The sequence below is a fragment of the uncultured Flavobacterium sp. genome, from assembly GCF_951805225.1.
Taxonomy (GTDB): domain Bacteria; phylum Bacteroidota; class Bacteroidia; order Flavobacteriales; family Flavobacteriaceae; genus Flavobacterium.
The window spans coordinates 1983048-2008461 of record NZ_OX638201.1 but is presented as its reverse complement, the minus strand read 5'-3'; the positions used below and the strand labels follow the sequence as shown (position 1 = coordinate 2008461).

15 protein-coding genes are annotated in these 25414 nt (G+C 35.3%); 8 read left to right on the top strand and 7 right to left on the bottom strand.

Annotated features, from left to right (window positions below; translation table 11 throughout):
• Positions 1 to 249: 249 nt before the first annotated feature.
• The 4 genes from WN975_RS08350 to WN975_RS08335 all read right to left on the bottom strand — a co-directional run bounded on the left by WN975_RS08350 (position 250) and on the right by WN975_RS08335 (position 3406).
• Complete coding sequence (locus WN975_RS08350; RefSeq protein WP_337966126.1) at positions 250 to 1062, bottom strand: SDR family oxidoreductase; 813 nt, start codon at positions 1060 to 1062, stop codon at positions 250 to 252.
• Positions 1063 to 1065: 3 nt separating this feature from the next.
• The gene (locus tag WN975_RS08345) at positions 1066 to 1740 is read right to left on the bottom strand and encodes a bifunctional 4-hydroxy-2-oxoglutarate aldolase/2-dehydro-3-deoxy-phosphogluconate aldolase (RefSeq protein WP_337966125.1); all 675 of its coding nucleotides are present in this window, start codon (positions 1738 to 1740) and stop codon (positions 1066 to 1068) included.
• Between the two features lie 4 nt (positions 1741 to 1744).
• Positions 1745 to 2194, bottom strand: coding sequence for a YhcH/YjgK/YiaL family protein (locus tag WN975_RS08340; protein ID WP_337966124.1), 450 nt, complete (start codon positions 2192 to 2194; stop codon positions 1745 to 1747).
• 204 nt (positions 2195 to 2398) lie between these two features.
• Positions 2399 to 3406, bottom strand: a complete 1008-nt coding sequence (locus WN975_RS08335) for a sugar kinase (protein ID WP_337966123.1) — start codon at positions 3404 to 3406, stop codon at positions 2399 to 2401.
• Between the two features lie 75 nt (positions 3407 to 3481).
• Between WN975_RS08335 and WN975_RS08330 the strand changes: the two genes are divergently transcribed.
• Entirely contained in the window at positions 3482 to 4564 is a 1083-nt protein-coding gene (locus tag WN975_RS08330) for a LacI family DNA-binding transcriptional regulator (protein ID WP_338140828.1), read from the top strand.
• 276 nt (positions 4565 to 4840) lie between these two features.
• On the opposite strand, the gene WN975_RS08325 is transcribed toward WN975_RS08330, so the two are convergent.
• Genes WN975_RS08325 through kduI form a run of 3 tightly spaced genes read right to left on the bottom strand, consistent with a single transcriptional unit; the run spans position 4841 to position 7658 of the window.
• Positions 4841 to 6010 carry a DUF4861 family protein gene (locus WN975_RS08325; protein ID WP_337966122.1) on the bottom strand — a complete coding sequence of 390 codons (1170 nt, stop codon included), beginning with the start codon at positions 6008 to 6010 and terminating at the stop codon, positions 4841 to 4843.
• Between the two features lie 11 nt (positions 6011 to 6021).
• On the bottom strand, positions 6022 to 6813 hold the full coding sequence (locus tag WN975_RS08320; protein WP_337966121.1) for a gluconate 5-dehydrogenase: 792 nt from the start codon (positions 6811 to 6813) through the stop codon (positions 6022 to 6024).
• 5 nt (positions 6814 to 6818) lie between these two features.
• Positions 6819 to 7658, bottom strand: a complete 840-nt coding sequence (gene kduI / locus WN975_RS08315; RefSeq protein WP_337966120.1) for a 5-dehydro-4-deoxy-D-glucuronate isomerase — start codon at positions 7656 to 7658, stop codon at positions 6819 to 6821.
• Positions 7659 to 7883: 225 nt separating this feature from the next.
• Between kduI and WN975_RS08310 the strand changes: the two genes are divergently transcribed.
• The 7 genes from WN975_RS08310 (at position 7884) to WN975_RS08280 (ending at position 25365) form a co-directional block, all read left to right on the top strand.
• Positions 7884 to 8813, top strand: coding sequence for a hypothetical protein (locus WN975_RS08310; RefSeq protein WP_337966119.1), 930 nt, complete (start codon positions 7884 to 7886; stop codon positions 8811 to 8813).
• Positions 8814 to 8927: 114 nt separating this feature from the next.
• A complete protein-coding gene (locus tag WN975_RS08305; protein WP_337966118.1) occupies positions 8928 to 9560 on the top strand; it encodes an HAD family hydrolase in 633 nt (210 codons plus the stop codon).
• Positions 9561 to 10097: 537 nt separating this feature from the next.
• Entirely contained in the window at positions 10098 to 13028 is a 2931-nt protein-coding gene (locus tag WN975_RS08300; protein ID WP_337966117.1) for a triple tyrosine motif-containing protein, read from the top strand.
• A gap of 497 nt (positions 13029 to 13525) precedes the next feature.
• On the top strand, positions 13526 to 17416 hold the full coding sequence (locus WN975_RS08295) for a family 16 glycosylhydrolase (protein ID WP_337966116.1): 3891 nt from the start codon (positions 13526 to 13528) through the stop codon (positions 17414 to 17416).
• A gap of 299 nt (positions 17417 to 17715) precedes the next feature.
• Complete coding sequence (locus WN975_RS08290) at positions 17716 to 20379, top strand: beta-1,3-glucanase family protein (RefSeq protein WP_337966115.1); 2664 nt, start codon at positions 17716 to 17718, stop codon at positions 20377 to 20379.
• Positions 20380 to 20519: 140 nt separating this feature from the next.
• On the top strand, positions 20520 to 22157 hold the full coding sequence (locus tag WN975_RS08285) for a glycosyl hydrolase family 18 protein (RefSeq protein ID WP_337966114.1): 1638 nt from the start codon (positions 20520 to 20522) through the stop codon (positions 22155 to 22157).
• 346 nt (positions 22158 to 22503) lie between these two features.
• On the top strand, positions 22504 to 25365 hold the full coding sequence (locus WN975_RS08280) for an RICIN domain-containing protein (protein ID WP_337966113.1): 2862 nt from the start codon (positions 22504 to 22506) through the stop codon (positions 25363 to 25365).
• The last annotated feature ends 49 nt before the right edge of the window (positions 25366 to 25414 follow it).

Genomic DNA, 25414 nt, shown 5'->3' with positions numbered 1-25414 from the left:
TTCCAATCTTTTATTTTTTTAAAGAAAAAAAATAAAAGGATTTCCACTTCTATCGGGGCTAGGACATTCATTTTCAAAAGAATTTTTTCTTATTTTATGTATTTTTCGTTCTGCCAAGAACGTTCTCAATTTTCACAATCCCTTTGCGATCTCAAAGCAAAGCGAGATAAAAACAAGCTTTGCAAACTTTGCGAAAAACCTTTGCGAACTTTGCGGTAAAACTTCTTACAGTATAATCGACATAAAAAATTAAATACTAGATGCCGAAAATCCTCCATCAACCTTAATAATAGTTCCCGTCACAAATTTTGACATATCACTGCATAAAAATAAAAGTGCGCCATCGATATCCTCGGGTTTTCCAAATCTTCCCATCGGAGTATGATCGATTATTTTTTCGCCTCGAGGCGTCAATTTTCCTTCCGGCGTCAATAATAAAGCCCTGTTTTGTTCCCCAATAAAAAAGCCCGGAGAAATAGCATTTACCCGAATTCCTTCACCATATTTCGAAGCAAGTTCAACCGACATCCATTGTGTAAAATTGTCAATAGCCGCTTTTGAAGCCGAATATCCAACAACTCTCGTCAAAGGTCTTTGCGCAGATGCCGATGAAATATTAATGATAATACCTTGTTTTTGTTTCGCAAAAAGCTCCGAAAATACTTGTGATGGCAACATTGTACCAATAATATTAAGATCAATTACCTTTTGTAAATCTTCAGTTTGCATATCATAAAATGCCTGATCCGGGCTTATTGTTGCACCGGGCATATTTCCGCCAGCCGCATTGATTAAAATATCCAGCCGACCATATTTTTCTACGATAAAATCTTTTGCTTTCTCAAGCTCTTCCTGATTTAAAACATTCGCCTGAATCGCAAAAGCTTGTCCGCCATTATTTTGAATTGCTTCTACGGTTTTATTGGCTTTTTCAATCGATTGAGAAACGATTCCGGTGATAACGCCTTGTTTGGCCAAAACATTGGCAAAATTACTTCCCAATACTCCGGCGCCGCCAGTTATAAGGGCAATTTTGCCTTTTAGATTAAAGATTGAATCCATATATTAGTTTACTAATTGTTTTTGAATGATCTGTACGATCTCAATAGCTTTTTTAACTTCATTTTCGATTAAATTAAAATCGCCTTCCTCCATGCGTTTTTTACTAATCAGTTTGCTTCCTAATCCCACAGCCGAAGCTCCAGCAGAAAACCAACTATTAATACTTGTATGAGTGGTATCTACACCGCCGGTTACCATAAAAATTAGAGAAGGAAAAACATCTTTAATGCTGCTTAAAAATTCAGGCCCCAATATGTTTCCCGGGAAAAGTTTAATGAATTTTATTCCGGCATTTTCAGCAGCGATAATTTCTGTTGGCGTCATACAACCCGGAGCATATAATATTTCCTTACTTTTCAAGAAATCTGAAACCTCAGGAACAAAACCCGGACTTATAAAAAAGTCAGCTCCAACAGCATGAAATTCTTTCGCCTGATCCAGATTTTTTATAGTACCAATTCCTAATAACATTTCAGGCATTTCGGTGTTTCTCACGGCAACCATTTTCTCGAAATTCGCCAATGCTTGCGAACCTCTATTGGTATATTCTACAGCTCTGATTCCAACGCTGTAAAGGGAACGTAAAACTTCAATACTAATATTTTCATCAGTATTAAAATACAAAGGCAAAATCCCTTGTTCCGAAATAATATCAATCGTATTTTGAATTGTTTTCATGACCTTAAATTTTAACTTTAATCACTATTTTTTTCAATAATCCTTCGCCAATCATCGCTGCGTGAACATCTTCGGGAAATAATATTGTAAATTGTTCTTCCTGTAATTCAAAAAACATATCTGGTTTATCATGAAAAAAACGAACATCTCTTTCGTAGCTATAATCCCCATTTGGACTAATACATTTTTCTCTTGGTTTCCACGCAAAAGTTTCAGGTCCTTTTATCGAAATCTGAATGTCAATATTTTGATCGTGACATTCAAATCCTTTGATACTTTCTTCTCGAGTTGCTCCTTCGCCAATAATTACAATTACTTTTAAACCTTCTGCAATTTCAAAAGCGCCTTCTTCAAGAACCGAAATATCATTTTGTTCTACATACTCAAATGCCTTTTGAAAATTTGGATGTAAACCGTAATATTTTGCTGCGTTGTGTAATGAATCTACTATCATTTTTTTGTTTTTATATTTTTAATTAATACAGAGAAAGGTAGAAGTTTAAACTTAAATAAGTGTTTTGTTTTTTCTAAATTATTATAGGCGAATGTTAAAATTATCGCTACATTTTATACCATCTTTAGAAAAAAAACTAGCCTTTGTATATTAAAATAAATCAGTGTTAATCTGTTCAATCCGTTTAATCAGTGGGTAAATAAATTACCGAATAACTCTTCCGCCACTTGCACCATTCATAAGCGCCGTAACATCATATACGCTCGATAAATTAATATCTCCCGGTATCGAATGTTTTAGGCAAGAAGCAGCAACAGCATATTCAAGAGTTTCCTGATATGATTCTGGCCAACTTATTAGTCCGTAAATTAATCCCGCCATAAAGGCATCGCCGGCACCAATTCTGTCAATAATATGTGAAATTTTATATTCTTTAGATTTTAATGATTTTCCGTCGTTCCATAAAACAGCGCCAATTGTATTTGACGAAGCATTGGCATCATAGCGCATTGTCGAAACAATTGTTTTAAGTCTCGGAAACTGTTTTTTCCATTTGCTAAAAACAGAATCAATACTTTCAGATTCTTCTATTTTTATATTCAGACACTTTTCAGAATCATCAGAACCGCCTAACAATACATCACAATATTGAACCAAATCAGGCATAATTTCAGACGCTTTTTTACCATAATTCCATAACGTTGGACGATAGTTTAAATCTGCAGAAATTGTTAATCCTAATTTTGAAGCTGCTTCAAGAGCTTCTTTAGATAAAATAGCAAGATCTTCGGTTAAAGACGCTGTTATTCCAGACCAATGAAACCAATCGGCATCCTGAAAAATAGCTTCCCAATCGATCATACCTTTTTTAAGATTTGCAAATGATGAAGCGTCTCTGTCGTACAAAACTTTCCCCGGTCTTTCTGATGCGCCTTGTTCAAAATAATAAACTCCCAAACGTTTTCCTTGTTTTACAGCAATTGGTTCTACTCCATAAGATTTTAATTCGCTTAAAGCGGAATCTCCCAACTCGTTATCTGGAACTGAGGTTACAAATTTTACATCACATCCAAATAAAGCCAATGATGCGCCAACATTTGCTTCAGCGCCACCATAATGTGCTTCAAATGTTCTTGATTTATAAAGTTTTGAATGGTTAGGAGGTGAAAGTCTTAGCAGGATTTCACCAAAAGTTATGATTGTTTTTGACATATGTGTAATTTTACGTGTACGCACACGGGTTATTGCAAATGTATATAAAAAGTTAACTAAAACAACTTATCTTTAATAAAAAAAATTAATTTTACAGTCTTACAGAATCTTTTTAACTTAAAAACAATCAATATCATAACGATTAAAAAAATTGCAGAACTAGCCAATGTTTCGCCTGGAACAGTTGATAGAATTATCCATAATCGTGGGCAAGTGACTCAGGAGAATGTCGATAAAGTCAATGCTATAATCGAACAATACGGTTACAAAAGAAATATTCTGGCGAGTAATTTAGCGCTGAATAAAAAATTTCATTTTGTGGTTTTTTTGCCTAAATATGAAAATCTGGAATATTGGAAAAGCCAAATTAAAGGAATAGAAAAAGCGGCTGTAGAATTCAGTAAATTCGGAATTGTTCTGGATTATTTCTTTTATGATTTTAATACTGCTTCGTTTAAAGAAGCGGTCAAAAAAGTATTAGAATTTGATTGTGATGGATTGTTATTTGCTCCAATTTTCTATGAAGAATCTGTTCGTTTTTTAAACGAATATGAAAAAAAGAATATTCCGGTTGTGATGATTGATTCGAATATAAAAACCAATCAGAATCATGCTTACGTCGGGCAAGATGCTTTTCAAAGCGGATATTTGGCGGGAAGATTAATAAGTTTTGCTGTCAAAAACGAAAGACAGGTTTTGATCTTTAAAATTACCAGAGAGATAGAAAGTACATCTGTTTATTTGCAGCGTATTGATGGATTTTATTCCTTTTTTAAAGACCATGAAGAACTTCAAAACTTCAAATTTTCAGAAGTTACCATCAAAGATTCTGGAATTGATCAGTTAAATCTCGAGATGTTTTCAGGTATAAATAGTGTTTTTGTACCTAATTCCAGAGCTTATATTGTAGCGCGATTTTTAGAGCAAAACAATATAAAAGGCGTCCGAATTATTGGTTACGATTTACTAAATGATAACATCGAATATCTCAATAAAGGTGTAATTGATTTCCTGATTAATCAAAGACCCGAAGAACAAGGATATATGGGAATCAATCATTTATACAAGAAATTAGTGCTTCAGGAACCCGTTGAAGACACACATTATATTCCGTTGGAAATTATATTGAAAGAGAATTATTTTCCGGCTAGGAAATAGTTTTTGCCCACGGATTTGAGCGGGTTTAGGCGGGTTTACACAGATCTTTTTTATTGTAAATCTTTGTCAAAGTTTTAAACTTTGACAAAGATTTCGCGCAATCTTGTCCACAATCAAAGTCATTGCGAGGAACGAAGCAACCACATTTGCTAAATCAAACTTTGTGTCTCATTATTAGTGAGGTTGCTTCGTTCCTCGCAATGACATTAAATGCGAATAAAAACAAAAAAATCCGTGTAAACCAGTTAAAATCTGCCAAATCCGTGGGCAAAAAAACTACTTCTTAACCTTCACTGTAAGAGGATTATTTATTTTAGAAGCAAATGAACTCAAATAAGTTTCCCATTCTTGTTTAGTTTGAAATGGACTTCCTTTTTTCCATCCAAAACCAACATAATAAACGACTTTATTGTTTTTCACGGTTAAGTTTCCGTATAAGTTGCTCAAGTCTTTATCGTTGGTAATATAGTTGTCAAATCCGCTTAAAGTACCTTTTGGAGCAACCAAACCAGTTCCTAATTCTGAATCATCAAGAGGTTCCCAATGGCTTAACCAACCTTCTTTGATATTGGTTCCAATAGTTCCTTTTTTGTCATGAAGCGTTAATCCTGCAGCGATTTCTTTTGTGCCTTTAATATTGATTTCAAAACGAGAAAGATAACTTCCATAATCGAGGCTAATTAATTTAGATTCGGTTATTTTATTGCCTTTTGCATCCCAATCTGCATAAGTCAGGATAAAACTCGTTCTGATTGGTCCTGTAGTAATGGTTTTCCAAGTGGTGAAATTCTTAGAAAAATAATATTTATTATCTACTTTAACGGCAATTCCGCCCACGCCACGACTTTCTCCAACATGAAAATTATCCAAGCCTTCGCCCGTATCTTTATGATAAGTTCCTGTTCCTAAAGTTGCTTTTTCGTACCATTTATTGATAATTGGATAATCGACTCTTTTTAACCACGCGTCGATTCCGCTTGTTAAAGTTCCGCCTTCAACATGATCTTCAACCATTTTTTGAGCAACCGGACCATAAGTTCTAAAAGCTACTTTATTGTTTTCCCAAGCATAATCATCCGTTCTTTCCGGAACAAATCTCGAATAACAGTTTACAATTTTTGTAGCATCAGGATTTGTAGCCACCAAAACCTGAAAATCTTTTTTTGAAGAAGCTCCAATTTTTGGCTGAAATAACAATAAATCCGAATTACCATCACCATCAGTATCGACAACCTGAGTTTCTAAAAACGTACTTGTTCCGCTTTCTTTAACCGAATAATCTTCAAGTTTGGAAGAAGAAGGCAAACCAAGAGATTTTTTAGTCAGTTCAATCGTTTCAAATTCTCTGTCAATGGCTAGAGAATTGGTAATAGTTATGGTTTTATTTTGCGAATAAACGGCAAAACTACTTACCAAAATTGCGGTTAATAATAGATTTTTTTTCAAAATTTGAGGTTTTAGTTTTCGTTAGAAGGTTTACCAATTGTAGCGAGAATTCCGCCGTCTACATACAAAATGTGACCGTTTACAAAATCACTAGCTTTAGAAGATAAAAATATTGCTGCTCCGGCTAAATCACTTGGATCGCCCCATTTTGCAGCAGGAGTTCTACTTATAATAAAATCGTTAAACGGATGTCCGTCAACTCTAATAGGTTTTGTTTGTTCGGTTGCAAAATATCCGGGACCAATTCCGTTGATTTGTACGTTATATTTTGCCCATTCCGTTGCCATATTTTTGGTCAGCATTTTCAGTCCGCCTTTTGCAGCAGCATAAGCTCCAACTGTATTTCGACCCAATTCACTCATCATCGAACAAATGTTGATTATTTTTCCTTGACGTCTTTCGATCATTCCTTTGGCAACATGTTTTGAAACTATAAAAGGCGAAACTAAATCAATATCAATTACTTCTTTAAAATCGGCAACTTCCATTTCGATAAGCGGAATTCTTTTGATTATTCCCGCATTGTTAATCAGGATTGCAATCGGTCCAACTTCACTTTCAATCTTCTGAATTGCAGTTATAACATCTTGTTCATCGGTTACATTAAATTTATATCCGATTGCATTAATTCCTTCATTTTTAAGTTCAGCTACAGCGTCATCAATTTTTTGTTGAGAAGAGTTTCCGTTTACGATAATTGTCGCTCCGGCTTGACCTAAACCTTTCGCCATTGCCAATCCAAGTCCGTGTGTACTTCCTGTAATTAAGGCGATTTTTCCTTTTATATCAAATAAGTTTGTCATAATTCTTATCTTAAATCAGTGATTTTAGCAACATCCATATCTCCATAATCAAGGTTTTCACCAGCCATTCCCCAGATAAAAGTATAATTTGAAGTTCCTGAACCTGAATGAATTGACCAAGGCGGAGAAATCACCGCTTGATGATTGTTCATCCAAATGTGTCTCGTTTCCTGAGGTTCACCCATAAAATGACAAACAGCCTGATTTTCCGGAATATTCAAATAGAAATAAACTTCCATTCTACGATCGTGAACGTGCGCCGGCATTGTATTCCAAACACTTCCAGGTTTTAGTTCCGTCATTCCCATTTGCAATTGACAAGTCGTTACGATTCCGCCAATAATCATTTGGTTTACCGTTCTGTGATTCGCCGTTTCCATCGTTCCCAATTGTAATTTATTGGCTTCAGCCAAACTCACTTTTTTAATTGGATGTTGAGTGTGGGCTGGAGCCGAATTCAGATAAAATAAAGCAGGATTTTCAGAATCATCACTTTTGAAGATTACTTCTTTATTTCCGCTTCCAATATAAAGTGCGTCTTTATGACCCAATTCATAGGAAGTTCCGTCAACTTCAACCGAACCTTTTGAACCAACATTAATAATTCCTAATTCTCTTCTTTCCAGAAAATAAGAAGCTTTAAGCGGATCAATAGTTTCCAATTTCAAAGGCGAAACCGGAACTGCTGAACCTGCAATATAACGATCATAATGAGAATAAGTAAGGGCGATTTCTCCCTTTTTCATTAGATTATCAATTAAAAATTCGGCTCTTAATTGTGTAGTGTCGTATTGTTTTACAGCTTGCGGACTTGACGCATATCGTGATTCGTAGGATATTGACATTTGTTTTTTGTTTTGAGTTCAATGTGAATTTTATAACTCTATAAAAATACAAATCAATTATTTAATAAAAATACATTATTGGTATAAAAACGTCCAAAAGCTTGTGAATGAAATTGTTGTCGATTTTTGGTGGATTTTGCGTGTTCCTATTTAATCTATTGAATTTTAGTGTTTTAAATAGTTATTTATTATATTTAACTTATCAATTCAAATACCACAAGAAAAATGAGAAATAGCTATTTATGGATTGTAATCGTGTTTTTATTTTTCTCAAAATCCTTTGGCCAAGAGCCAAAAAATAAAGATGCGGAACAATGGAAAGAAAAACTAAAATCTATAAATAGTGAATTGGCGAATGCTTTTGTAACTAAAGATATCTACGTCGTCATGAAATATTATGATGACAAAGAGCCAACTTGCATGCCGGAATATTATACGACGATATATACAAAAAACGGCATAAAATCCTATTATGAACAATGGTTCGAAAATGTTACGATCAATACCTATAAAAGGGATATTTATGAAGTTCAGTTAATCAAAAATTACTTAATTGAGATTGGAACTTTTACGAATAATTTTACCAGAAACGGAGGAACTTTATTCGTTTATGAAGGAAAATATATGAATGTTTGGCGAATTGAAAAGAATCAGGATCTCAAACTTATTTCTGAAATCTGGGGCGCAAATAGTGCTGTAGATAAATCTAATTTTTCATTTTTAAAGCCAGAAGCCACTATTATGCCAAAGCTTTCGATAACTAAAACCATTTCTGATGAAGTAAATAAGCGTAATAAACGCATTGCAGAACTTGTAAAAAAAAGAGATGGCGAAAAACATGCTACAGAATTCTTTGAAAAAGATGCCATATATATGACATATGATACGCCAATGTTGGTGGGAATTGATAACATAAAATCCTATTTTCAGGAACACGAAAAGCCAAACGGTCTATCAATTGACGCTATACAAATCAGGGCAAGTACAATGATTTCGCTTGGTAAATTTGTTTTAGAATATGGATATTATTATGTAGATGTTTCGTGGGATAATAAAAAAGGGAAAGCAATTGTTACCGGAAAAAGCACTAATGTCTGGAAAAGAAATGAAAAAGGTGTTTTGATGCTTTATCGCCAAATGGTCAATCACGATTAAATATTTGGGATTTTTTTAAGTTTGTGAAGTTCAGTTTTCATCCTAATTTTTGTAATTTACATTCCAATCATCTGATTAAAGTTGTCAGATAGTTTAAAATTGTAAATAAAAAGTATGGAAGTTAAGTGTATTATTTTTGATTGTGACGGAGTTCTTGTTGATACTGAAAAGATTGGTAACGGAATTTTACTTTCGATGGGTGCCGAATATGGTTTCGAAATGAAACTGGAAGATGCATATCGCGAATTTAACGGGCGTAATTTGAAAGAATGTTTTTTACATATTGAAAATGCAATTGGTAAAAAGCTTCCGGATAATTTTGAAAGTGAATATCGTCAAAGAAGTTTCGAAGCCTTCAAAACGCAGGTTAAACCAATGGAAGGTATTGTTGAATTCTTAAATAAACTTGAAATCCCATATTGTGTAGCTTCCAGCGGTCCTGTTGATAAAATCAGATTGAATCTTGAAGTTGCAGGTTTACTCGATAAATTCGAAAATAAAATCTATAGCTCGTACCAAATTAATAGTTGGAAACCCGATCCCGGAATTTTTCTGCATGCCGCAAAAGAAATGGGTTTTGAGGTTAAAGATTGCATTGTTATAGAAGATAGCAAAGCCGGAGTAATATCAGGAACAAAAGGTGGTTTTAAAGTCTATGGTTTTGCAAATGGTTATAACAACGAAGATCTGGAAAATGAAGGAGCAATACTTTTTGATAGTTACGAAGAGTTATGGGATTTGATTTAATTTTTTGTTTCAAGTCTAAATTTTTGTTTCAGGTCTAAATTTTTGTTTCAAGTTTCAGGTTTCGTTGAGATCGATTGCGTTGCATATTTTTTAAGTTCCGAAGGAACGAATTATATTGTAGGGATGGATTTTAATCCATTCTACGCTAGTAATTAACACATAGTAAACCCGACAGGTTTTAAAAACCTGTCGGGTTTGGCGCGAAATAACAAGATTGTAGCTATATAAGCTTTGTCAAAGTTTAAAACTTTGACAAAGCTTGACATTGAGAAATTATCTAATTTTCTAATTGCCACATTATCTAATTTTCCTCCATTATCAAATTCGCTAATTCAAATGTAATTTGTTGCATTAAAATAAATTTTTATATATTTGAATATAGAGATTCGTTTTTTTAATGGCTTTAAGTTATCAAATTATAATTTCTAAAGCCTTAATAACCGACTTTATTTTGCCTTAAAAGCAACCTCTCCCCGGTAGTTGTTTTTAAGATTGTGGCACTCCGACATCACAAAATAACCTACACTCAGCAGCAAAATGACGAAAATTATAATTAGAATTTTAATTCTATACCTATACTTTGTACCCATAATTGGAACCGCTCAAATTAAGAAAATTGGAGTTCCTTTTATTACCAATTACAATCCGAAAACTTACAAAGCCGCTTCAGAAAATTGGGATCTTTTACAAGATTCTAAAGGAATGATGTTTTTTGCCAATCATTTTGGAATCATGCAATTTGACGGCGTGCGATGGAATATTGTGACGCAACCCGAAAACAGAAGTATGGTTCGGTCGCTTGCCATTGATAAAAATAATCGAATGTATGTTGGCGCTCAGGGTGATTTTGGTTATGCGGTTCAGTTATCAAATGGGCAATATAAATATACATCTTTAGTGAAATTGGCTTCTAATTCGGCTAAGAATTTTGGAGATGTTTTGCATACTGTTATTCGAAATAATGAAGTGATATTTTTTTCAAATGAAGAAATGTTTATTTATAAGAATAATAAAATCAAGACAATACGTCCGAATTCAAAGTTTGATGAGTTTTTTGAAGTCAATAAAGAGATATATGTTTCAGATGATGTAAAAGGATTATTGAAATTGAAAAATGACGTTTTGGTAGAAATTCCAAATAGTGCTCAGTTTATCGGAATGAAGATTCGGAAAATTTTTGAAGTTAAAGATGGTTTGCTAATTCTGACACAGAAAAAAGGACTTTTTCTATATAAAAATAATCAGCTAAAAGCATTTGTGACCGAAGCCGATGATTTGTTTAAGCAATATCAGATTTCGACCGGAATTCAACTTTCAGATGGATATTTAGGAATTGGAACGCGCCAAACCGGATTGATAGTCATTGATCGTGCGGGGAATTTAATTCAGCATATCAACAAGCAAATGGGCTTGCAGAATGATTATGTCACGAATCTCAAAACAGATACAGCAGGCAATTTATGGGTGACTTTGAAAGAAGGAATTTCGATGATTCAGATTTCGTCGCCATTATCAAGAATATTGGATACTTCAAGTGCTGAAACCAAAATATATTGCAGTTTAATTTATCAAAACAAACTTTATATAGCTACAGATAATGGCGTTTTTTGGTTGGATTGGGAAGCTTATAAAAGTGGTAAAAATGAAAATGTACGTTTTCAACATATTTCGGGAATGTCTGAAAATGTGTGGAATATTGGCATTTTCGGAAATTCACTTTTGGCTTTTGAAAAAAATGGAATTTTCGAAATAAAAGGAAATTCAGCGCAATTATTGGCTAAAACAGATGGAGCTTGGCAAGGAGTATTAATTCCGAATCACCCTGATTTATTGCTTGTTGGCGGTTACAATGGTTTGTATTTGCTAAAAAACATAAATAATTCGTGGGTATATCAGCATAAAATAAAAGGTTTTGAAGAAAGCAGTAGAATTATTATAACCGAAAAAAATGGAAATATCTGGATTGCTCACGGCTATAAAGGAATCTATAAAATCAAGTTTAATGCCGCATTTGATGTCGTTTCAAATATCGATTTTTACAATCAGGAAGCGGGTTTTCCGTCGAGTTTGTTTCTGAATACTTTCAAAATAAACGATCAGATTTTGTTTGGAACTACTAAAGGAGTTTACAAACAAGATTATAATTCGAAGAAAATGATTCCTGACGCTCTTTTCAAAAAATATCTCGGATTGAAAAGCCATATTCGTTTGCTTAAAGCAGATAATCAAAACAATATCTGGTACATTTCCGGAGAGAATACTGGAAAAATGAGCCAAAAAGTAGGAGGGAAGTTTGAGGTTGAAGAATTACCTTTTAGAAAACTCAGGTATTTGTATGTTCCTGGTTTCGAGAATATTCAAACGACTACAAATGGAGATGTATTTTTTGGAACTCAAGAAGGTTTGATTCATTATAATGCGATTAAAAACAAAAAGTATCAGTCAAAATACAAAGCAATTATATCTGAGGTTAAATGTATTTTTCCAAAAGATAGTTTGTTGTTTTCGAGTCGGTATGATGTTCTTCCAACCAATACGGAATCTGTAAATGAGAAGCTTTCTCCTGTTTTATCGTATTCGAATAATGCGCTGCACTTTTCATTTGCGTCACTTTGTTATGATGAAGCAGATGCAACACAATACGAATATTGGCTGGAAGGCTTTGAGCCAAAATGGTCTGATTGGAGCCTTCAAACGGAAAAAGAATACACGAATTTGTCTGAAAACGAATATGTTTTTCACGTAAGGGCAAAAAATATTTATGATGTTGTAAGCGAAGAAGCCGTTTTTAGATTTGAAATTTCGCCGCCGTGGTATCGCACAAGTTGGGCTTATATATTGTATTTAATACTATTTGGAGTTTTGATTTATGCGATTATCAAGTATCAAAAAAATCTTGCCGAACGCGAACGCGAACAATTGATCTTGAATCAGGAAAAGGAATTACTCCGAAATCGTGCTGAATTAAACGAGCAAAAACTGGCATTGGAACAGGAAAATATGACGATCATGAGAGAAAATCTCGAAACGACAATCAATCTTAAAAATGCAAAAGTTGCTTCAAGTACGGTGAATCTTATTCATTTGAATGAAATTTTACTTTCGATAAAAGAACTTATTGGGCAAATTGATAAGAAGAATGATCCAAATGTAAATTTCAGTTTACTGACTAAAATCAACCGAATAATTGATCACGAATTAAAAGGAGATCAGCATTGGAACGAGTTTGAAGAGATTTTTAATCAGCTTCATGATAATTTCATGCAACGTTTAAAGACGAGTTTCCCAGAATTGACGCCACGAGATATGAGATTGTGTGCTTATTTACGAATGAATTTTAATACTAAAGAAATTGCTCCGCTTTTAGGAATTTCTGTAAGAGGTGTTGAAGATACCAGATATCGCATTCGTAAGAAACTGCAGCTTTCATCTGAGGCAAATATCACGGAATTTATTTTGAATTTTTGATTTTTGTTATTAATACAAATGCAGGGTTGACAATATGAAATGTGCCTTTAGGCACTAAATGTTGGTAGCCATTAGATTTTAACATTCGCTGGCGTGCCGTAGGTACGCAATAGTCGTCATTTTGTTGCGTACCTACGGCACGCCAAATTTATTCTCAATTGTGTTTTCTACCAATATTTAGTGCCTAAAGGCACATTTCAATTTCGATTTTTATTATTAAGTAAAATCTGAAGTGATTTCACGGGTTTTGCGGGCTATTTATTACATTTTTTTATAAACACCGTAGTCAAACCGTATCCCAAAATTGACCTTTTAGGTGGTTTATTTGTTAATATTGTCATCTTATTAATACAATAATAGCTATTTCTTTGCGAGATATAGGATTTGTTGGGTTAATGGAACTTTACTAACAAAAAACTAAAAAAATGAAACAAAATGACCCTTTTTTCGGCCGACCACCGAAAAGCAATTACTATTTTTTAAAGAGGTGTTTTATAATGACACTTATTATGTTGTCTCCTTTTCTAAAACTTCAGGCACAATGCAACACTTTAATTTGGTCTGATGAATTTAATGGCACAACTGTAGATGCAACAAAATGGCAAAGCATTACAGGAAACGGTTGTCCTTCTCTTTGTGGTTTCGGAAACGGTGAAGCACAACGTTATGATCCTAATCAGGCAACGATTGTCAAGGAAGGAACGGATAGTTATTTGAATATTCAGGCAAAATACGAACCAAATGCTGCATTTCCGGCGCAACCGTATTCTTCGGCAAAATTAACTACTGAAGGAAAGTATTCGATTAAGTACGGAAGAATCGAAGCTCGTATGAAATTGTCTAACGGAATGGGCGCTTGGCCTGCATTCTGGATGTTACCGGCGGGGACGTCAAATTGGCCTTTTACAGGTGAAATTGATATCATGGAAGCCAAACACAGAAACCCAAAATCTATCGATGGAACAATACATTACGATGGCGGAGGTTATCATTTTACAGGAAGAAGTTACAGTTCTCCAACTGATTTGTCTACAGAATTTCACGTTTATGCTGTAGAATGGGGACCAAATATCATAAAATGGTTTATTGACGGCAATTTATTTCACACTGCAACACCAAATACGACTGTAAATGGCGGATGGCCTTTTAACGATCAACAGTTTTATATCATTTTAAATCTGGCTGTTGGTAGCGCGGGAACGCCTTATACAAGTGTAAATGGCGCTGGTGTAGAACCAATTCCAGCTGATTTTCCGGCAAAACTACAAGTAGATTATGTTCGCGTTTACAGCGGAAGTTTTACTTATGGAGTTTTGGGCGATGCAAAAGTATATAACAACGAAACGGGTAAAACCTATTCTATAAATAGCATTGCAGGAGCAACTTACAACTGGACAGTTCCTGCGGGAGCAACGATTACGTCAGGACAAGGCACAAATGCGATTACTGTAAACTGGGGAACTTCTGGGGGAGATGTTTCGGTAGCGACTACAGTTTCGGGATGTGCTGCAAATACTTATAAACTGGCTGTAACTACTGAAGTTCCTTTGCCGGTAGAAAGAATTTACGAAGATTTTCAAACAAATCGCAATATAGTTTACGGTCTTAAAACGGGGGTTTTGACTGAAGCGGTTGCAAATCCGTCGGCTACGGGAATCAATACATCGGCTTCGGTGGGGAAATATGTTCGTAATGCTTCTGAATTATATGATGTTCTAAATATCAAAAATGTAGTGATCAGCAATGCTAATGATTATGTTTATGGCAGAAAGAAAATCTCTTTTGATATTTATACTTCGGCGCCTGTTGGAACAAAAATTTCGATGCAATTAGAAAATAGTCTGGTAACAACGGCTACAAATTTTCCTTCAGGAAGACATAGCGGTTACAAAGCCACAACGACGGTTCAGAATAAATGGGAAACGATTGAATTTGAATTCGAAAAAGTAATCGACCCAAATACAAGCGCATTGACGATCAATAATGTAGTTTTTCTTTTTGAATCTAATTCGAATTCCGGAGCGACTTATTATTTTGATAATCTGCTGACAAAAGCTGCGCCTGAAAAACCAATTATTGCGACGGATGTTTTACAAAACTACGACGGAATCAATAAAATTATCAAAGGAACTACAACCGGAACTTATTCTGTGGTTGCAAATCCTGGAACTAATTCGGTTAATAATTCTGCAAATGTGGCGAAATATGTTCGTAATGTAACGGAACAATATGATGTGCTTTTTTTTAATACACAAAGTACGATTGAAGATGCCGGTTTATTGAAAAATCAGACGAATAAAATCATGATTGATGTTTATACGACGGCGCCAATTGGTACGGTTGTAAGTCTGAATTTAGAAAACAGCGCAACATCACTTCCGGCAAATTATCCAACAGGAAGAAACAGTAATTATGTAGCAATCACGACGAAACAAAATCAATGGGAAACGCTGACTTTCTACTACAATTCAAGTCCAGATGCGGGAACTTCAAACCTTGCGGTAAACCAAATGGTGATTTTGGCAAACTCAGGTTCTTATACAAACGATACGTATTATTTTGATAATATCAGAATTGGTTCTACTAAATTACCGGATACTTATACGCCGGGAGTTGTGTACGAAGATTATCAAACGGTACATAATATTACTTTCAGAGACGCGATTGGAACTTATACGCCAAACACGGCAAATCCTAATGCAAGCGGAATAAATACGTCTACAAACGTTGGAAAATATGTTAGAAAATCGACTGAATTGTATGATAATTTTTCATTCAATACGACTTTAAACAATATTGGAGAATTCAAATCAGGCACTAAAAAGTTTGCAATGGATGTTTATACTTCGGCTCCGGTTGGATCTATAATTTCCTGGCAGGCAGAAAGCAGCGCTTCGATTCCATCAAATTATCCAACAGGAAGACATAGTATTTATCAGGCAGTTGTCAAACAAACTAATACTTGGCATACACTTGTATTTACATATGCAAGTTCTCCTGATGCTTCGACTTTAGACAGCGAAGTAAATCGTTTTGTTTTTTTATTAGAACCGGGAACGAGCTCTGGAAACACGTATTATTTTGATAATATCAGAGCTGTAAATTTAGTTTCTACAGAAAATCCTCCGGCAACTTTGCCAGCTCCTTGGGTAAGCACAGATTTAGGCGCAGTTACTCCAGCAGGAGAAGCAACTCACGCCAGCGGAACTTTCACTATAAAAGGATCTGGAAATGATATTTGGGATACAGGTGATCAATTTCAGTTTGTGAACCAACCAATTACGGGTGATGCCGAAATTATTGCTAAAGTAAATTCACTTACAAATACCAATACTTACGCAAAAGCGGGAGTTATGTTCCGTGAAACTTTAACTACTACTTCAAAACATGCGATGACAGATGTGAGCGCTGCAGCAGGTTTAGAATTTCTAACAAGAGATGCTGTTTCGGGAATTACAACTGCTACAGTAGTGGCAGGAACGGCTCCAAAATGGATTCGTGTTACAAGAGCAGGAAACGTGTTTACATCTTATACTTCTGATAATGGAACTACGTGGACGCAACTTGGAGCGCCAAAAACAATCGCTATGGCAAATACTATTTATGCGGGAATGGCGGTAACTTCTCATGCAAACGGAACTTTGGCAACAGGAGTTTTCAGCGATGTTATTGTTCGAAATATTACGCCTCCAACCAACAATGTCAATTTGGCTTTAGCCAAAACTGCTACGGCTTCTACAGAAGAGAATGCGACTTTTTCTTCGGCGAAAGCCACAGATGGAGATGCAGGAACAAGATGGGCGAGTAGTTTTGCGAATGCAAGCGAATGGATTTATGTTGATTTAGGAAGTAATTACAACATCAATCGTGTGGTTTTGAAATGGGAAGCAGCTTTTGCAACTCAATATAAAGTGCAGATTTCTACTGATAATGTTTTCACCGAAAATGAAACTGTAAACACTCAAACGGCAAGCGACGGAGGAACAGATGATTTAACGGTAAGCGGAACCGGAAGATACATTAGAGTTTTATGTACCACAAAAGCTTTGGCTCCATACGGATATTCTTTATTCGAAATTGAAGCTTACGGATCTGCTTCAACAGCCAAAAAAGCTTCGGCTATTACTGAAGAAGCTCAAGCAGAAAATACAACTTTTGCCATATATCCAAATCCGGCAAGTAGTTATGTTCAGCTTTTATTGCCTGAAAAATTAGACAACAAAGTCGTAACGATTTATGACGATGCTGGAACATTGGTATCTCAGAATAAATTTGATGCAAATACTACTGAAGGTGTAATTGATATCAGCAGACTTAGAAGAGGAATTTATATTCTGAACTTTAAATCGGACCAGAAAAGCTGGACTAAAAAATTGATTAAGCAATAACCAAAATACAGTTGGGTGTAATGATCCTTAATAGTTACACCCAATTTTTTATAAAATAATTTGTTAGATGTAATTTTTTAAACACATAGAAACATAGATTTTGTTTACGAAAAAAGGCATTTCATTTTATTAAAAAGCGCATAGCTGGCTATGTGAAAGAAATGTATTTCTTTTTGTATCCTTTTTTATCTATAGAATCTATGTTTCTATGTGTTAAAATTACACCTAACGGATTAATCTTATTTTCTCATTCTTACTAATTAATTAAAAACGAGTTTATTAACCAAAACAATTAAACAATGAGAAATTTTAAATTACAAAAAAACATTTTTGCGGCATTGCTGTTGGCATTGCTATTTAATTTTAGTTACGCCCAAGGGCCAATACCGTTTACGATTAGCAATACTTCGACATTTAGCGACAGCGAGTTGTATGTTGCCATCGTTGGTATTGATTATAATACAGGAAATCACGTTTGGGTTAATGCCAAAACAAGTCAGGTTTTGCCAATGAATTCGTCTTATAATACCGTTACAGGACCAACAATTGGCGGGAATACGGGACCTGGACAAAACTCAAAATATGCCAATTGTTTTACCAAATTAAGCGAAATTCCCAATAAGACTTTTACGTTGCCACAAATTGCAGGTTGTAGAGTTTTTATTGCCAAAGGACAACAGTTGTATTTCTACTTTTTTGGTGCAAGCGGCGCTCCGTCAGGATATACGTCACCAAATCCGTTGAATGCTACAGATCCAAATCAGGGAATTTTATATGAAATAATCGAATTGACCAATAATCAATATGGTTTCTTCGGAAATCCATCGAGAGTTGATTCGTATAAATATCCAATGGGATTGGAGTTATTTGGTGCCAATGGATATCAGAAACGTGTGGGTGAATTAAAAAAACACGCAGATATTGTTGCGGCTTTTAAAGCCAATGTTCCGGCAGAATTTCAAGGTTGTGTTAATGATGCAACGGGAGAAATTACGGCACCTTCTAAAACGCCAGCTTTCGCCGATGGAACTGGAGGAACTTCTGTAGGACCTCAAGCCAATTATTTGAAGTCTTATATTGATGCCATTTGGAATAAATATAAAAATGAAGATTTAATATTTTATGCCGGAGATGCCGGAGTTTTTAAAGGCCGAGTAAATGGTGAACAATTAGAAATGGTTGGACAATCAGGAGGTTTTGTTGGTCGTACAGGACGTGTTCAAAACAGACCCTCGACTCAGGAAGCCCTTGAAGGAAAAGGTGTTCTGGACAGAAGATTGGTTGACGGAGATTTGGATCTTGTAATTCAGGCGCAATTAACGGCTGCAATTAACAGACATGTTGTAAATACAACAACGCCAAATCCGGGTCAGCAAAATTGGTACGATGCATCGAAATTTTATCAGGTGAATCCAACGAATCATTATTCTAAATTTTGGCATTTGCCAGGAATAAGTGTTGATAATCTGGCTTATGGATTTGCTTATGATGATGTTGCTGATCAATCGCCATCGCTTCATTCGCCACAGCCAACTAAAGTAATTGCTTCTTTTGGAGGATATGCAGGAACGGTGCCTTCTGTGCCAGCTACAACGGATGTAATTACGGTTTATAAAGATTGTAATTATACAGGATTTTCAGGCGGATTAACAATTGGAGATTACAACTTGGCTCGTTTGAATACTTTAGGAGTTTTAAACGATGATATTTCGTCTCTAAAAATTACACAAGGATTTCAGGCGATTTTGTATCAGGATGATAATTTCACCGGAGCTTCAACTGTAATTAATTCTGATAATGCTTGTTTGAATACAACTTGGAATGATAAAGTAACTTCGATCAGAATTTTGGCAAACGGAACAACTACGTTAGGAAATCAAACTTTCTTTTTACAAAACCGAAATAGCAATTTATATATGGATGTTTGGGGAGCGAGTTTGACTAATGGCGCAGCAATTAATCAAGGTGCTTTAAACTCAGGAAACAATCAAAAATTCACATTGACACATTTAGGCGATGGTTTATATAAAATTATTGCCAATCACAGCGGGCAATCTCTTGACGTAAATAATTTCAATAAAGCAAATGGAGCGCATGTAGAGCAATACCTATACAATGCAACAACGAATCAGCAATTTGTATTGGTTTCTACAGGAGATGGATTTTACAAAATTGTTGCCAGACATAGCGGTAGAATTGTTGAAGTTGCCGGAGCAAGTACAGCTTCGGGCGCAGTTGTGCAGCAATGGGATAATAACAACCAAACTTGCGGACAATGGAAATTAGTTCCGGCAACAAGTTCTCAAACTTCAGTTTTAATTCAGGCCGAAGATTATTCTGCAATGAGCGGAATTCAGGTTGAAGCAACGACAGATACTGGCGGAGGTTCAAATGTTGGTTATACCGAAACTGGAGATTGGTTGGCTTACAACAGTATTAATTTCCCAACTACAGGATCTTATTTAATCGAATATCGTGTTGCAAGTGCTGTAGCCGGAGGTAGATTATCATCGGATTTAAACGGAGGAACAATTGTATTGGGCAATGTTGATATTCCAAATACGGGAGGATGGCAAAACTGGCAAACGGTTTCGCAAACTGTAAATGTGAATGCAGGAACGTACAATTTTGGAATCTACATTCAGAATACGGGAATGAATATCAACTGGATTAAAATTACAAAAACAGGTTCTAGTGCAAAAATGGCTTCGGCTGCAATTGAAGAAGAACCAGCTGAAACGGATTTAAATGTATATCCAAGTCCGGTAGAAAACACACTTTTTGTAACGACAAATGTTACTGGAGGAAATTTCAGTATTGTAGATTCTCAAACCGGAAATATTGTTTCAAAACAAAAATTATCGAATAATAGTATAGATGTTTCGCATTTAAGAAGAGGCGTTTATCTGGTAGTTTTTGAAAAAGACGGAACAAAAACGATTAAGCGTTTTATTAAAAAATAGTTTTAAAGCAAATTTTAGATTTAAGACTTTAGATTTCAGATTTGTTGTTCGAATCAAAAAATCTAAAGTCTAAAATCTACAATTAACAATAAGTTTCCCCCATTATTTACAAATTTTTATTAATCTATTAAACAATTACCATGAAAAACAATTACAAAAAAATGCCACTAAAATGGATGATCATTTTAGTTTTGGGAGTTTTCAATTTGTCAATGGCCCAGAAGAAAGTAATAGCTTACATCCCAAATTGGGTAGACTTGAATGCGTTTTCGAGCAGCGTTCAGTACAGTAAATTAACGCATATCAATATTGCTTTTGAAAATCCGGATGCAAACGGATATCTTTCCTGGAATTCAGGAAGTACTACCATTATTAATGCCGCGCACGCACAAAACGTAAAAGTATTTGTTTCACTTGGTGGAGGCGCAGTATCTGAAGGAGGACCTATTCGCGATAATTATTTTAATCTTATTACGAGTGGTAACAGAACGGCTTTTATCCAAAAAATATACGATTATGTCGTTGCGCATAATTTTGATGGTGTCGACGTAGATCTTGAAGGTCCGGCAATTAACGGTGATTATGGCGGATTTGTAATAGCGCTTGCAGCTAAATTACATTCGGGAGGTAAATTGATTTCGGCAGCACTTTCAGAAGGATATGGAGGAGCAAATGTTCCAGCATCGACTTTTGCAGCTTATGACTGGATTAATATTATGGCTTATGATGCAACAGGACCTTGGGCTCCGGGAAGTCCGGGACAACATTCTCCGTATAGTATGGCTGTAAATCAGTTTAATTACTGGACAGGAAGAGGATTACCGGCAAGTAAAGCTATTATTGGTCTTCCGTTTTACGGATATGGATTTGGAGCTTCGGCAAATCAGGGAATTTCTTATGCGAATATCGTAGCACAATATCCCGGAGCTGAAAATTTAGACCAAGTTGGAAACACAATTTATTATAACGGAATTCCAACAATTAAAGCCAAAACAACTTTTGCAGTTCAAAATGCTGGCGGAGTTATGATTTGGGAATTATCACAAGATGCTACTGGCGCAAAATCATTATTAACTGCCGTAAATCAGGTTATTACCGGAAGTAATCCTCCAGGAACAGGAACTTTGATTCAGGCAGAAAACTACTCAACAATGAGTGGCGTGCAAACCGAAGCTACAACAGATACCGGAGGAGGATTAAATGTAGGTTACGCAGATGCAAACGATTGGATGGCGTATTACAATATCAATTTCCCAACTTCAGGTAATTATGTAATTGAATACAGAGTTGCAAGTGCTGTAAACGGCGCCAGAATATCATCTGATTTAAATGCAGGAACAATTCAGTTAGGCGCACTTAATATTCCAAATACTGGAGGATGGCAAAATTGGCAAACGGTATCTCAAACCGTAAACGTAAATGCGGGAACATACAATTTCGGAATCTTTATCCAAGCTTCTGGTGTGAATTTAAACTGGTTCCGAATCACAAAATCTGGATCAGCGTTAGCAGCAAAAACAGTTTCGCCAGCAATAACTGCAGAAGAAGGAATCGCAAGTTTGAATGTTTTTCCAAATCCTACACAAGATTCACTGACTTTTTCAACAGAAGTTTCAGGTGCAAATGTGAGCATTATTGATTCTCAGGGAGGAAATACTGTTTCGATTCAAAAAGTAAACAATAATAGTGTTGATGTTTCTGGTTTAAAATCTGGAATCTACTTGGTTTTAGTAGAGAAAGACGGAATCAAAACGGTGAGACGTTTTATTAAAAAATAAGTTTTTAACCGCAAAAGTTTAACCGCAAAGCGCGCAAAGTTTTTTTATATGCAAGGTTTTATACAAACGCAAAGACCGCAAAGCTTTGTGTTGATAAAGCTTTGCGGTAAAATATTTAACTGCAAAAGTTTAACCGCAAAGTTCACAAAGGAAAAACCGCAAAGGTTCGCAAAGTTTTTTGTTGATCTAGCTTTGCGAACTTTGTGTTTGCTAAATGCAATCCAGGATAAAAACCTTTGCGTGCTTTGCGGTAAAATATTTTAGCCAATACTACTCAAATCCCAAATTTCAAAAAACTCATAACTCATAATTTATAATTCATAACTTTTTTAACCCCAAATTTTATATGAAAAACAATTACAAGTTTCAGTTCGCTTTACTTGTCTTTTTAGCCTTTAGCAGTTTTGCAATTGCGCAGACTTCTTTAGGTTCGAGTAAAGTATTTATGAATCATCTAAAGAAAGAATTAGTTGTTTCAACCTCAAAAAATGCAGAAAAAACAGTTTTACTTCAGGTTGAAAATTCGAAAAACTTTAACGGAAAAATAAATTATAAAGAATCAAATGCGTCAAGCGAATTTCTGATTGGAGAAATCAAAAATGTTCCCGAATCTTCTTTTTACATAAAAGTAAAAGACCAATCGCTTGAAGGACATATTATTTTGAAGAAAACAAAAGAAGCTTATAAATATTATTCAGATGCGAAAGGAAACGCTTTTGTTTCTAAAGTAGACATCAATACTTTGGTTTGTATTGATTACAGAAATGTTCCTTCGAATACAAAAACTACAAGTAAAGTAACAGCGACTCAAATTGCTCCGGCTTTATTAAATCTACAAAGTTTACCGGGCGCGGCAGGTTGTGTTTTATTAGATTTTGACGGATATAATATGCCGGCAGGAAATCTTTGGAACAACGGAAATGCCATTAATGCTGCACCATCCGGAATGAGTGATGCCGATGTACAGCAACATTGGGAAGTAGTATCTGAAGATTACAGACCTTTTAATTTAAATGTTACGACGAACGAAGCCGTTTTTAATTCGTATCCAAGAAACAGAAGAATGCGTGTGGTGGTAACTCCAACCAATACAGCGGCTCCGGGAGCAGGAGGTGTAGCTTATATTGGTTCCTTCAATTGGGACAATGATGTACCTTGCTGGGTATTTATTACTTCGGGTAAATCAGGTGGAGATGCCTCTGCGCATGAAGTAGGACATACATTTGATCTTGGTCACGATGGGCGTACAAATCCTGTAGAAGGTTATTTTCTGGGAATTGACGGAACTTCATGGGCTCCAATTATGGGTGCAGGTTATTATAGACCTGTAGTTCAATGGAGTAAAGGTGAATACAATTATGCTGATAACAAACAAGATGATGTGGCTTCGATAGCAAGTGCAAAATTTGGCGTAGGATATCGAAATGACGACTACGGAAATACGACCGCTTCGGCAGCCAATTTAGATTATAATGCAAGCGGAACTATCAATCAAAAAAATGGTATCATTTCAAGTGAAGCCGATTATGATTTTTTTACGTTTACAACCGGAGGAGGAAATGTTTCGATTAATGCTAATACTGTTGGAAGAGACGGAAACCTTCACCTTTTAATTCGTTTGTATAATTCGGTTGGAGCCGAAATGGGAACGTATTGGAATTCAGATCCTTTTGCACTAAACGCTTCTATGAATGTAAATTTGCCAGCCGGTAAATATTTTATAGGCGTTGATGGAAACGGAGCGGGAAATGTTGGTTATGGCGGATATTCGGCTTATGGATCTATAGGAAGTTATTCGGTTACAGGAACAATTCCGCCAGGAGGAAATATCAATCCGTCGACAGATGTTATTACGGTTTATAAAGATTGTAATTATACCGGATTTTCGGGAGGTTTAACAATTGGTGATTATAATATGGCGCGTTTGAATTCTTTAGGAGTTTTAAACGATGATATTTCTTCGCTAAGAATTACTCAGGGTTTTCAGGCGATTTTGTATCAGGATGATAATTTTACAGGAGCTTCAACTGTAATTAATTCTGATAATTCTTGTTTGAATACAACTTGGAACGATAAAGTAACTTCTATTAGAATTTTGGCAAACGGAGTTACAACTTTAGGAAATCAAACTTTCTTTTTGCAAAACAGAAACAGCGGATTAAATATGGATGTTTGGAGTGCCAGTTTATCAAATGGTGCCAATGTAGCGCAGGGAACTCCAAATTCAGGAAACAATCAAAAGTATACATTTACACATTTGGGCGATGGTTTGTATAAAATCATAGTAAATCATAGCGGACAATCATTGGATGTAAATGGTTTTAATACAGCAAATGGCGCCAATGTTGAGCAATATCCGTATAATGGAACAACAAATCAGCAGTTTGTTTTAGTTTCTACAGGAGACGGATTTTACAAAATAGTTGCCAGACATAGTGGTAGAATTGTTGAGGTTGCCGGAGCAAGTACTGCAAATGGTGCCAATGTGCAGCAATGGGATAATAACAATCAGACTTGCGGACAATGGAAATTAATCGCAACAACTACTGCGCAAACTTCAACATTAATTCAGGCTGAGGATTATTCAGCAATGAGCGGAATCCAGGTTGAAGCAACGACAGATACTGGCGGCGGTTCGAATGTTGGTTATACAGAAACTGGAGATTGGTTGGCTTATAACAATATTAATTTTCCAACAACTGGTTCTTACTTAATTGAATATCGTGTGGCAAGTGGTGTAACAGGCGGTAAATTATCATCTGATTTAAATGGAGGAACAATTCTTTTAGGAAATGTTGATATTCCAAATACCGGAGGATGGCAAAATTGGCAAACCGTTACGCAAACCGTAAACGTAAATGCCGGAACTTACAATTTTGGAATCTACATTCAGAATACTGGAATGAATATCAACTGGATCAGGATTACAAAAATTGGAGCAGCATCTACAGCTTCACCAATTAATCCGGAAAGAGCAGATTCAGTTGCTTTGAATATTTATCCAAATCCGGTTGCAAACATACTTTTTATAACCACAGATTTAACTGGAGGAAATATAAGTATTATAGATTCTCAAACGGGAACTGTAGTTTCTGGACAGAAAGTCTATAATAATAGTATCGATGTTTCTGGGTTGAACAGAGGCGTTTATTTTATTGTTTTGGAGAAAGACGGAATCAAAACAATAAAACGTTTTATAAAGAAATAAATAGTTAGTTATATTTATTCTAACCTTTGTCAGAGTTTTAAACTTTGAC

Bases quoted from the DNA above. Each gene is read 5' to 3' on its own strand.
- WN975_RS08350 (WP_337966126.1), bottom strand. From the start codon at position 1,062: ATGGATTCAATCTTTAATCTAAAAGGCAAAATTGCCCTTATAACTGGC.
- WN975_RS08345 (WP_337966125.1), bottom strand. From the start codon at position 1,740: ATGAAAACAATTCAAAATACGATTGATATTATTTCGGAACAAGGGATT.
- WN975_RS08340 (WP_337966124.1), bottom strand. From the start codon at position 2,194: ATGATAGTAGATTCATTACACAACGCAGCAAAATATTACGGTTTACAT.
- WN975_RS08335 (WP_337966123.1), bottom strand. From the start codon at position 3,406: ATGTCAAAAACAATCATAACTTTTGGTGAAATCCTGCTAAGACTTTCA.
- WN975_RS08320 (WP_337966121.1), bottom strand. From the start codon at position 6,813: ATGACAAACTTATTTGATATAAAAGGAAAAATCGCCTTAATTACAGGA.
- kduI (WP_337966120.1), bottom strand. From the start codon at position 7,658: ATGTCAATATCCTACGAATCACGATATGCGTCAAGTCCGCAAGCTGTA.
- WN975_RS08310 (WP_337966119.1), top strand. From the start codon at position 7,884: ATGAGAAATAGCTATTTATGGATTGTAATCGTGTTTTTATTTTTCTCA.
- WN975_RS08305 (WP_337966118.1), top strand. From the start codon at position 8,928: ATGGAAGTTAAGTGTATTATTTTTGATTGTGACGGAGTTCTTGTTGAT.
- WN975_RS08300 (WP_337966117.1), top strand. From the start codon at position 10,098: ATGACGAAAATTATAATTAGAATTTTAATTCTATACCTATACTTTGTA.
- WN975_RS08295 (WP_337966116.1), top strand. From the start codon at position 13,526: ATGACACTTATTATGTTGTCTCCTTTTCTAAAACTTCAGGCACAATGC.
- WN975_RS08290 (WP_337966115.1), top strand. From the start codon at position 17,716: ATGAGAAATTTTAAATTACAAAAAAACATTTTTGCGGCATTGCTGTTG.
- WN975_RS08285 (WP_337966114.1), top strand. From the start codon at position 20,520: ATGAAAAACAATTACAAAAAAATGCCACTAAAATGGATGATCATTTTA.
- WN975_RS08280 (WP_337966113.1), top strand. From the start codon at position 22,504: ATGAAAAACAATTACAAGTTTCAGTTCGCTTTACTTGTCTTTTTAGCC.